This window comes from Streptomyces sp. NPDC007088 (assembly GCF_042869355.1).
GTDB lineage: Bacteria > Actinomycetota > Actinomycetes > Streptomycetales > Streptomycetaceae > Streptomyces.
In genome coordinates this window covers 587753-597478 of the sequence record NZ_JBIAFO010000002.1, presented here as the reverse complement: position 1 = coordinate 597478, position 9726 = coordinate 587753, and the positions used below count along the sequence as shown (strand labels likewise).

Below are 9726 nucleotides of genomic sequence, written 5' to 3'. Positions count from 1 at the left end.
CCCGACACCCCCATCATCACCACCGACGCCCGCCACCGCGCCGACGCCAAATCAGCCCTCATCACCCTCGTCGAACACGCCCTCATGGCACGCCTGCGCTGAGCACCACCGGGCCGCCGACGGTACGCGAAAGGCCCCGCCCCCTCTCACGGGCTTCCGTTCTGGTGGTCGTCGCAACACCCCGGCTCAGGGGATGCGACGGACTTCAAGTTCCGGGAGGACCGGGGGCGGGCGTCAGGCCGCGAGGCCCTGGTCCGTGAGCGGGAGGAATACCTCCGGCTCACGGACCAGGGCCTCAGCAGCGTGGATGCTTGCCGGATCGTCGGCATCGACCGGCGTAGCGGGAAGCGGTGGCGCGTCGGCCGCCAGGCCACAGGCAACACCCGCGGGGCCCCGCCGATCCGCCGGCCTCGGCACGACGCGCAGGCCGCACCGCCAGTCCTGACGGCGCCGGCCCCCGCATGGCCAAGGACATGGTGATGATCAGCGCTCGGCGGCTGCCGAGTGGAACAGCCGCCCACGCGAAACGCTCGGCCGGGAAACCCCGGCCGAGCGTCTCGCTGAGTTCCTGGCAACGGCCAGTTGGTCAACTTGTGTGGCAACGCCCCCTGGAGTTCGCCTCAGGGGGCGGGGTCTTCGCCGTGCGGGGCGGGTCAGCGCCAGCTGTGCGGGGCGCGGAAGCCGGGCTCGCGCTCCAGGCGGCGCCAGCCGGCGCGGGTGCGGCCGCGGTGGGTCAGGGGCGCGGGCTCGGCGGAGCGGGCGGCGGCGCGGGCCATCAGGACGGCGGTGATGGCGGCCAGTTCCTCGGGGCCGGCGTGGCCCTTCTCGACCCGCAGGAAGTCGCCGGTCGCGGTGACGGATTCACTCATTTCGGTATCTGTCCTTGTCTCTGGCCCGTGACAGCGGGCGGCGGGCGGCGGGCGCTTACTGGGGCGGGTTGCCGTGCTTGCGGGAGGGCAGGTCGGCGTGTTTGGTGCGGAGCATCGCGAGCGAGTCGATGAGGACCTGACGGGTCTCGCGGGGGTCGATGACGTCGTCCACGAGGCCGCGTTCGGCCGCGTAGTACGGGTGCATCAGCTCGGCCTTGTACTCCTTGACCATGCGGGTGCGCGTCGCCTCGGGGTCGTCCGCCGCGGCGATCTGGCGGCGGAAGATGACGTTGGCCGCCCCCTCGGCGCCCATCACGGCGATCTCGTTGGTCGGCCAGGCGTAGGTGAGGTCGGCGCCGATGGTCTGCGAGTCCATGACGATGTAGGCGCCTCCGTAGGCCTTGCGCAGGATGACCGAGACCCGGGGGACGGTCGCGTTGCAGTAGGCGTACAGGAGCTTCGCGCCGTGCCGGATGATCCCACCGTGCTCCTGGTCCACTCCGGGCAGGAAGCCGGGGACGTCCAGAAGGGTGACGATGGGGATGTTGAAGGCGTCGCACATCTGCACGAAGCGGGCGGCCTTCTCGCTGGCCTCGATGTCGAGGACCCCGGCGAGCGACTGCGGCTGGTTGGCGACGAGGCCGACGACCTGTCCGTCGAGCCGGGCCAGGGCACAGATGATGTTGGTGGCCCAGCGCTCGTGGATCTCCAGGAAGTCGCCGTCGTCGACGAGTTCCTCGATGACCTTGCGCATGTCGTAGGGGCGGTTGCCGTCGGCGGGGACGAGGTCGAGCAGGTGGTCGCCGCGCCGGTCGGCGGGGTCGTCGCTCGGGGAGACCGGGGGGTTCTCGCGGTTGTTCTGCGGGAGCATCGACAGGAGGTAGCGGACCTCGGCGATGCAGGTCTCCTCGTCGTCGTACGCGAAGTGGCACACGCCGCTGGTCTCGGCGTGCACGTCGGCGCCGCCGAGGCCGTTCTGGGTGATCTCCTCGCCGGTGACCGCCTTGACGACGTCCGGGCCGGTGATGAACATCTGCGAGGTCTCGCGGACCATGAAGACGAAGTCGGTCAGGGCGGGGCTGTAGGCCGCGCCGCCCGCGCACGGACCGAGCATCACGGAGATCTGGGGGATGACTCCGGACGCCCTGGTGTTGCGCTGGAAGATGCCGCCGTAGCCGGCGAGCGCGGAGACGCCCTCCTGGATACGGGCCCCGGCACCGTCGTTGAGCGAGACGAGGGGCGCGCCGGCCGCGATGGCCTTGTCCATGATCTTGTGGATCTTGCTGGCGTGAGCCTCGCCGAGGGCGCCGCCGAAGATCCGGAAGTCGTGGGCGTAGACGAAGACCGTGCGGCCCTCCACCGTGCCCCAGCCGGTGACGACACCGTCGGTGTACGGCTTCTTGGCCTCCAGGCCGAAGCCGGTGGCGCGGTGCCGGCGCAGCTGCTCCACCTCGTGGAAGGAACCGGGGTCGAGGAGCAGTTCGATGCGTTCGTGAGCGGTCAGCTTGCCCTTGGCGTGCTGTGCCTCGGTCGCCCGCTCGCTGGGGCCCGCCACGGCCCGCGCACGGATCGCGTGCAGTTCGGCCACGCGTCCGCGGGAATCCTTGGGCTCGTCCTGCGTCTCGTCCAAAACGGTCATGTAGTGACCTTACGAAACCAGGAGGCTCAAAGGGTCCGTCGGAAGCGCACAGTCTCGCGCGCCATTTCCTGGTGCTCCTGGACAGAAACGAGCACCGGAGGGACGGGACCGGCTGTCTGGAGAGGGTGCGGCTTGTAGGGGTCGCACAATACCCTCCGGGAGATCTGCGCCACACGGCGGGCCCGGCGGCCGTGGCCGCACTGTCGGGTCCCGCCGGGTGACGCGCTCCGGTTTCAGCAGCCGCCGCAGTTCTTGAAGGTCACGTCCCAGTGGTTGCCCTCGTCGGCGTAGAGGTTCCCGGAGGCGGCCTGCCACTGCGGGTACCCGTCCCCGCGCAGCCCGATGTAGGTGAAGGTGTTCTTCACGTAGTTGGTCAGGCAGGTGTTCTTGCCGAAGTCGAGCTTGTAGCCGTTCCAGTGCGAGTAGGTGCCGGAGGCGTGCCCGGTCTCGGTGCCGCCGGTGATGTTGAGGGCGCAGCCGGAGGCGGACCTCAGGGTCTGGGCGCCCTGGGCGGTGGCCAGGTTGAGCTGGTCGAAGGACGTACAGGTCGAGGTGTTGCGGTTGGAGCAGCCGCCCGAGGACGACCAGGAGATGCCCGAGGACGTGAACATCGAGGTCGCGGTCGCGTGGCTGATCTTGGTGACGGCGAAGGCGGGGGCCGCGGCGAGCGCGCCGAGGCCGGGTGCGAAGAGGGCCGCGCCGAGGAGCGTGCCGACGGTGAGGGCGGAGCGCAGCCTGGGGCCGCGGCGGACGGGGGCGGGCACCGGTATCGCTGACATGAGGGGTCTCTCCTTCTGCGCACAGCGGCGGACGGGGCGCGTGGGAGCGCTCCGCGTGGGGGTCCGTGCGGGCGGGGGCAGGGCGATCCTGCCGTACGCCGCACCGGTACGCCAGAGGGCGTAACGGACGGGTGGCGGCAGCGCGGGAGGCGCCGGGGAGGAACACTCTGGGCGCACGGGGCACCACCCAGCGTTGGATGTTGAAAGTTGAACGGAATGGCGCTACCGTCGACATCGTTGAAAGTTCAACAGCTTCGGCGGTCAGCCGGGGCTCGTCCTCCAGGAGCAGTCTCATGGGTCTCTTCGGCCGCAAGAACGACACGGACACCACCGGCACCGCTGCCCCGGCGGCGGCCCCCGCCGAGGTCAGCCCGGACCTCGCCGCACTGACCGGTGACTACACCCTCGACCCGGCGCATTCGAGCCTCGGCTTCTCCGCCCGGCACGCCATGGTCACCAACGTCAAGGGCGGCTTCAAGGACTTCGAGGGCACGCTGCACCTCGACGGCACCGACCCCTCGAAGTCGACGGCCTCGATCGACGTGCGGATGGACAGCATCGACACCGGTTCCCCCGACCGTGACGGGCATCTGCGCAGCGCGGACTTCTTCAACACCGAGGTCCACCCGGCGATGACCTTCCGCTCGACCTCGGCGCAGGCGCTGGGCGGCGACGACTACCGGGTCACGGGTGACCTGACGATCCTCGGCACGACCAAGCCGGTCACCCTGGACCTGGAGTTCAACGGCGCGGCCACGGACCCCTTCGGCAACGAGCGGGTCGGCTTCGAGGGCACCGCCGAGATCCTGCGCTCCGCGTGGGGCCTGACCTACAACGCCGCTCTGGAGACCGGCGGGGTGCTGGTCTCGGACAAGATCAAGCTCACCCTGGAGATCTCCGCGATCAAGAACGCCGGCTGAGCGGCCGCCCGGCCGCCTGGGCGGCACCGCTCGCGGGAAACGGCCGCGCCCCTCCTGGCCGGAGGGGCGCGGCCGTTTTCCGTGCGGGCTCCTCGTGTTCGTGCGGGCTCCTCGTGTTCGTGCGGGCTCCTCGTGTTCGTGCGGGCTCCTCGTGCCGCGCGCTCCCCCGCGCCGGCCCTGTCTTACGGGAAGGGTTTCGAGGCCCTGTTCAGAAGCCGCCGCCGAAGTCGGAGTTGTTGCCGCCTCCGAACCCGTCCCCGCCACCGAATCCGCCTCCGAACCCGTCCCCGCCGCCCCCGAAGTCGCCGGGGTCGAAGTCCGAGCCGGTGACGTCGCCGCCCTCGTACCCGTTCTGGGCGTCGAAGTCGCCGTACCCGTATCCGTACTCGGCGCCGTAGGCGGGGGTCGCCATGACGCCGCCGAGCGCGGTGCCCAGGAGCAGTCCCGGCAGCAGTCCGCCGCCGAAGTAGCCGCCGGCCCAGGGGCCGTAGGCGGGGCCCGCGTCCCAGTAGGGGCGGCGTTCGCCGCCGGGTGTGGCCACGGTGCGCACCATCGGGGGTGCGCCGTCGTCGAGGCGGGCCCGGTCGGCGGCGCACACGGGGATCTCGCGCGGTGTGCCGCCCGCGGGGGCCCACTCGGCGTCGGCGACCGAGGGCCCGTGCCGCGGGTCGAAGAAGCAGGGCGGGCGCCGGTCGGGCAGCGGCGCCCCGGTACGGCGCGCCTCCAGGGTCGCGAGGGAGAACCTGCCCTCCTCCAGCGCCTGGGTGACCGCGCGGACGTCCTCGGGCGCACGGGCCGCCGCCATGAGCGACTTGGCCTGGTCGTAGGCGTTCAGGGCCCGCTCGTAGTCGGCCCTGCGGGTGTCGTCGGCGCCGGGTTCGGCCGGGTGGAAGTCGAGCCGGTCCAGTTCCTCGCCGAAGGCGGTGATGTCCTCGTCGACGACGGTCCGCAGCCGCTCCAGGGCCACGTGCCGTTCCTGCTCGCGGCGGCGTCGCCGGCCGCGCGAGACCAGATAGACGCCGCCCGCGCCCAGCACTACGACGGCGCCCACCACGACGAGCGGGGCCACGGGAGCGCCGCCCGCGCCGTCGGCGCCCCAGGAGGCGGGGGCGGCGCCGGTGGCCGTGCGCAGGGCGATACCGGTGAAGTCGTCGAGCTGGGCGGTCAGGCTCTCGCCCCGGACGGTGCGGACGGCGTTGCCCACGGCGGCACGGGACATGACCCGGGAGTCGGCCCCGGCGGTGAACTCGGTGCCGTAGCGGAGCGCGTAGACACCCGCGATCCCGGTACGGGAGCGCAGGTCGCCCAGCACCTCGCCCCGGTCCGCCCCGCCCGGGGGCAGCACCGCGACGAACACGGAGCGACCGGCGTCCTTGATCCGGTTCTCCAGATCCCTCTCCCCCGCCTTGGAGAACTGGTCGCGCATCGCGGGATCGACGTAGACGGGGTCCTGGCGCAGCGCCTCGGCGGCGGCCCGGACGTCGACCCCGGCCGCTCGCGCCCCGGGGGCCGAGGCGAGGACGGCGCCCAGGGCGAGCAGTACCGCGAAGAGGGGCGCGAGCAGCCGGGGAGCGGTGCGCCCGCACTCCGGCCTCAAGTGGCTCATGTGTTCGACGCTAGCCCACCTGGAGTGGCTCGGCAGCCGGGAATAGCTTCCCTTTACACCTTGCCGCCCCGGACTTTCCCTTGGCCGGAGGGGCGAGCGGGCCGGACCCGTGCGCGGGCGCCCCGGCCCCGTCCCGGCCCCGGACCGCCCGCGCGCCGGTTACTCGGCGGGCGTGACCCCCGCGCGCAGCAGTCCGTAGGTGTACGCGTCCTCCAACGCCTGCCACGAGGCGGCGATGACGTTCTCCGCGACGCCCACCGTGGACCACTCCCCCGCGCTGTCGCTCGTGGAGATGAGGACCCGGGTCGTGGACTCGGTGCCGTGCCGCCCCTCCAGGATGCGCACCTTGTAGTCGACGAGCCCGAACTGGGCGAGCTCGGGGTGGATGCGCTCCAGGGCGACGCGCAGCGCGCGGTCCAGGGCGTTGACGGGGCCGTTGCCCTCGGCGGTCGCGACGATGCGCTCGCCCTTGGCCCACAGTTTGACGGTGGCCTCGTTGGCGTGGCTGCCGTCGGGGCGGTCCTCGACGATGGCCCGCCAGGACTCGGTGCGGAAGTAGCGGCGGGCCTTGCCCTCCACCTCGGCGCGCAGCAGCAGTTCGAAGGAGGCGTCCGCCGCCTCGTACGAGTAGCCCTGGAGCTCGCGTTCCTTGACCCGGGCGACCACGCGGCCGACGAGTTCGCGGTCCCCGCCGAGGTCGACGCCGAGCTCCTTCCCCTTCAGCTCGATGGAGGCGCGCCCGGCCATGTCCGAGACGAGCATGCGCAGCCGGTTGCCGACGAGGTCGGGGTCGATGTGCTGGTAGAGGTCCGGATCGACCTTGATGGCCGAGGCGTGCAGCCCCGCCTTGTGCGCGAAGGCCGACACCCCGACGTACGGCTGGTGGGTCGAGGGGGTGAGGTTGACGACCTCGGCGATGGCGTGCGAGATCCGGGTCATCTCGCTCAGCGCCCCCTCGGGCAGGACGTGGCGGCCGTACTTCAGCTCCAGCGCGCCGACGACCGGGAAGAGGTTGGCGTTGCCGACGCGTTCGCCGTAGCCGTTGGCGGTGCACTGGACGTGGGTGGCGCCCGCGTCGACGGCGGCGAGGGTGTTGGCGACGGCGCAGCCCGTGTCGTCCTGCGCGTGGATGCCGAGGCGGGCACCGGTGTCGGCGAGCACGGTGTGCACGACGGCGCTGATCTGGGCGGGCAGCATCCCGCCGTTGGTATCGCACAGGACGACGACGTCGGCGCCCGCCCCCGCGGCGGCGCGCACCACGTCCTTCGCGTAGCCGGGGTTCGCCTTGTAGCCGTCGAAGAAGTGCTCGCAGTCGACGAAGACGCGCCGGCCCTGGGCGCGCAGGTGGGAGACGGTGTCGCGGACCATCTCCAGGTTCTCCTCCAGGGTCGTGCGCAGCGCGAGTTCGACGTGCCGGTCGTGCGCCTTGGCCACCAGGGTGATCACCGGGGCGCCGGAGTCCAGGAGCGCCTTGACCTGCGGGTCCTCGGCCGCCGTGCTGCCGGCCCTGCGGGTCGCCCCGAAGGCGACGAGCTGGGCGTTGCGGAAGCTGATCTCCTGGCGGGCGCGGGCGAAGAACTCGGTGTCGCGCGGGTTGGCCCCGGGCCAGCCGCCCTCGATGAAGCCGACGCCGAAGTCGTCCAGGTGCCGGGCGATGGTCATCTTGTCGGCCACGGTGAGGTTGATGCCCTCACGCTGCGCGCCGTCGCGCAGGGTCGTGTCGAAGACGTGGAAGTCGCGGTCGACGGCGGCGTCGGCCTCGCTCGGGGCGGCCGGCGCGGTGCGCGCGGCGAGGCCGTCGGTGGCCTGGCTGGTCATGGCTGGTGACTCCTGTCGGGAGAGTGGCTCCGTACGTGCTCTGGCTCCACTTGCCCCCCTACTCGCGCACTGCGCCCCGGCCGTGGTGGGGCCGGAAACGAAAAAGACCCCTCGCGGGTGCGAGAGGTCTGCGCGCGGGTCTGGGGCACGGTGGCCGTTGCCGCGAAGGTCGTGTCGCGGTTTCAGCGGCCACTGAGGACCGGCGCGCTGCTGCCGATAATCATGGCGTGAGCGAGCATGGCCGCAGTCTGCCACAGGACGCGCCGGGCGTGGCGGCTCATCTCATGATGTGATCCGCGCGAAGCGTCCCGCGGGTCCGCCGCACCGCCTGTACCGCCTGTACCGCCTGTACCGCCTGTACCGCCTGTACCGCCTGTACCGCCTGTACCGCCTGTACCGCCTGTACCGCCTGTACCGGCCGTACCGGTTCGCACCGGTACGCACCGGTACCACCGGTCCGATAACCACTTATAAGGATCTACATTTGTACCTGTTTGAAGGCTTTTCCTACGGGTAACCCGGCAGTGACCAGAGACCACAGCCGGCACAGGAGTGCCCAGGAGATCCCCATGGCGAACAAGACCGCTTTCGCGACCGTGAATCCGTACAACGGGGAGACCGTCGCCGAGTTCCCGTCGATCGAGGGCGTGGAGGTCGACCGGCTGATCGAGCGGGCCGACCGGGCCTTCGCCGAGTGGCGGTCCAAGGACGTCAAGGTGCGGGCGGCGGCCGTGGGCCGGGCCGCCGCGCTGATGCGTGACCGCAGGGAGCGGCTGGCCCGGCTCCTGACACTGGAGATGGGCAAGCTGATCGGCGAGGCGCGCGGCGAGGTGGACCTCGCGGCGTCGATCCTCCAGTACTACGCCGACCACGGGCCCGGCTTCGCGGCCCCGGAGTCCCTGGACGTGGAGGAGGGCGAGGCGTACCTCGTGCACGAGCCCCTGGGGGTGCTGCTCGGGGTCATGCCGTGGAACTTCCCGCTGTATCAGGTGGTGCGTTTCGCCGGTCCCAATCTGGTGCTCGGCAACACGATCCTGCTCAAGCACGCGGGGAACTGCCCGCAGTCGGCGCTCGCCCTGGAGGAGCTGTTCCGGGACGCGGGGCTGGACGAGGGGGTCTACACGAACCTCTTCGTCGGGCACGAGGAGGTCGCCCGGATCATCGACAGCCCGCACGTGAAGGGCGCCTCGCTGACCGGCAGCGAGCGGGCGGGGGCGGCGCTCGCCGAGTCCGCCGGGCGGAACATGAAGAAGAGCCTGCTGGAGCTGGGCGGCAGCGACCCCTTCATCGTGCTGGACGCGGAGAACCTGGAGCGCACGGTGGGCGCCGCGGTGGCGGGCCGGCTCGGGAACACGGGGCAGAGCTGCGTGGCCTCGAAGCGGTTCATCGTGCTGGACGAGATCCACGACCGCTTCGTCGCGGGGATGAAGGAGCGGTTCGCGCGTCTGCGGCCCGGTGACCCGGCCGACGAGGAGACCACCTTCGGGCCGCTCTCCTCCGAGAAGGCCGCCGCCGACCTCGCCGAGCAGGTCAAGGAGACCGTCGGCCAGGGCGCTCACGTCGTGACCGGCGGCAACCGGATCGACCACCCGGGCGCCTTCGTGGAACCCACGATCCTGACCGGGGTGACGCCGGGCATGCGGGCGTACGCGGAGGAGCTGTTCGGCCCGGTCGCGGTGGTGTACCGGGTGGCGGACGAGGACGAGGCGGTGGCGCTCGCCAACGACTCCGACTTCGGCCTCGGCGGTTCGGTGTTCTGCGCCGACCTGGAGCGGGCCAAGCGGGTCGCGGAGCGCGTCGAGACCGGAATGGTGTGGATCAACCACCCCACCGGCACCCAGGCCGATCTGCCCTTCGGCGGGATCAAGCGCTCGGGGTACGGCCGGGAGCTGTCGCACCTCGGGATGCGCGAGTTCGTGAACCAGAAGCTGGTCCGGGTCCTGCCCAACGACGCGGAGCTGCGCGGTATCGCGGGCTGAGCGGGACCGGGCTACACGGGCAGGGGGCAGGGCACGGGACGGGGGGCATGGGTAAGGGGCGCCGTCCGGGACGGCGCCCCTTACCCATGCCCCCCGTCCCTCCCGTCGGCTCCGGG

Annotated in this window: 7 protein-coding genes and 1 pseudogene; 3 read left to right on the top strand and 5 right to left on the bottom strand. The window is 71.8% G+C overall.

Annotated elements, in window-relative coordinates; translation table 11 throughout:
- Positions 1–102, top strand: a pseudogene (locus ACFYMP_RS05675) (ATP-binding protein); the annotation flags it as partial.
- Between the two features lie 551 nt (positions 103–653).
- On the opposite strand, the gene ACFYMP_RS05670 reads toward ACFYMP_RS05675, so the two are convergent.
- The 3 genes from ACFYMP_RS05670 to ACFYMP_RS05660 all read right to left on the bottom strand — a co-directional run bounded on the left by ACFYMP_RS05670 (position 654) and on the right by ACFYMP_RS05660 (position 3287).
- On the bottom strand, positions 654–869 hold the full coding sequence (locus tag ACFYMP_RS05670) for an acyl-CoA carboxylase subunit epsilon (protein ID WP_388850953.1): 216 nt from the start codon (positions 867–869) through the stop codon (positions 654–656).
- A gap of 55 nt (positions 870–924) precedes the next feature.
- Entirely contained in the window at positions 925–2499 is a 1575-nt protein-coding gene (locus ACFYMP_RS05665; protein WP_388851040.1) for an acyl-CoA carboxylase subunit beta, read from the bottom strand.
- Between the two features lie 242 nt (positions 2500–2741).
- Complete coding sequence (locus ACFYMP_RS05660) at positions 2742–3287, bottom strand: hypothetical protein (RefSeq protein ID WP_388850950.1); 546 nt, start codon at positions 3285–3287, stop codon at positions 2742–2744.
- Positions 3288–3580: 293 nt separating this feature from the next.
- Here ACFYMP_RS05660 and ACFYMP_RS05655 point away from each other — a divergent pair, with 293 nt between their 5' ends.
- Positions 3581–4207 (top strand): YceI family protein, encoded by a 627-nt coding sequence (locus tag ACFYMP_RS05655; protein WP_388850947.1) that lies wholly within the window; start codon positions 3581–3583, stop codon positions 4205–4207.
- A gap of 208 nt (positions 4208–4415) precedes the next feature.
- Here ACFYMP_RS05655 and ACFYMP_RS05650 read toward each other — a convergent pair whose 3' ends face one another.
- Entirely contained in the window at positions 4416–5813 is a 1398-nt protein-coding gene (locus tag ACFYMP_RS05650; RefSeq protein ID WP_388850944.1) for a hypothetical protein, read from the bottom strand.
- Between the two features lie 159 nt (positions 5814–5972).
- Positions 5973–7631, bottom strand: a complete 1659-nt coding sequence (gene cimA, locus ACFYMP_RS05645) for a citramalate synthase (RefSeq protein WP_388850941.1) — start codon at positions 7629–7631, stop codon at positions 5973–5975.
- A gap of 569 nt (positions 7632–8200) precedes the next feature.
- Here cimA and ACFYMP_RS05640 point away from each other — a divergent pair.
- Positions 8201–9610 (top strand): NAD-dependent succinate-semialdehyde dehydrogenase, encoded by a 1410-nt coding sequence (locus tag ACFYMP_RS05640; RefSeq protein WP_388850938.1) that lies wholly within the window; start codon positions 8201–8203, stop codon positions 9608–9610.
- Positions 9611–9726: the final 116 nt, after the last annotated feature.

Coding starts and splice junctions, on each gene's coding strand:
- ACFYMP_RS05660 (WP_388850950.1), bottom strand. CDS start 3,287: ATGTCAGCGATACCGGTGCCCGCCCCCGTCCGCCGCGGCCCCAGGCTG.
- ACFYMP_RS05670 (WP_388850953.1), bottom strand. CDS start 869: ATGAGTGAATCCGTCACCGCGACCGGCGACTTCCTGCGGGTCGAGAAG.
- cimA (WP_388850941.1), bottom strand. CDS start 7,631: ATGACCAGCCAGGCCACCGACGGCCTCGCCGCGCGCACCGCGCCGGCC.
- ACFYMP_RS05640 (WP_388850938.1), top strand. CDS start 8,201: ATGGCGAACAAGACCGCTTTCGCGACCGTGAATCCGTACAACGGGGAG.
- ACFYMP_RS05655 (WP_388850947.1), top strand. CDS start 3,581: ATGGGTCTCTTCGGCCGCAAGAACGACACGGACACCACCGGCACCGCT.
- ACFYMP_RS05650 (WP_388850944.1), bottom strand. CDS start 5,813: ATGAGCCACTTGAGGCCGGAGTGCGGGCGCACCGCTCCCCGGCTGCTC.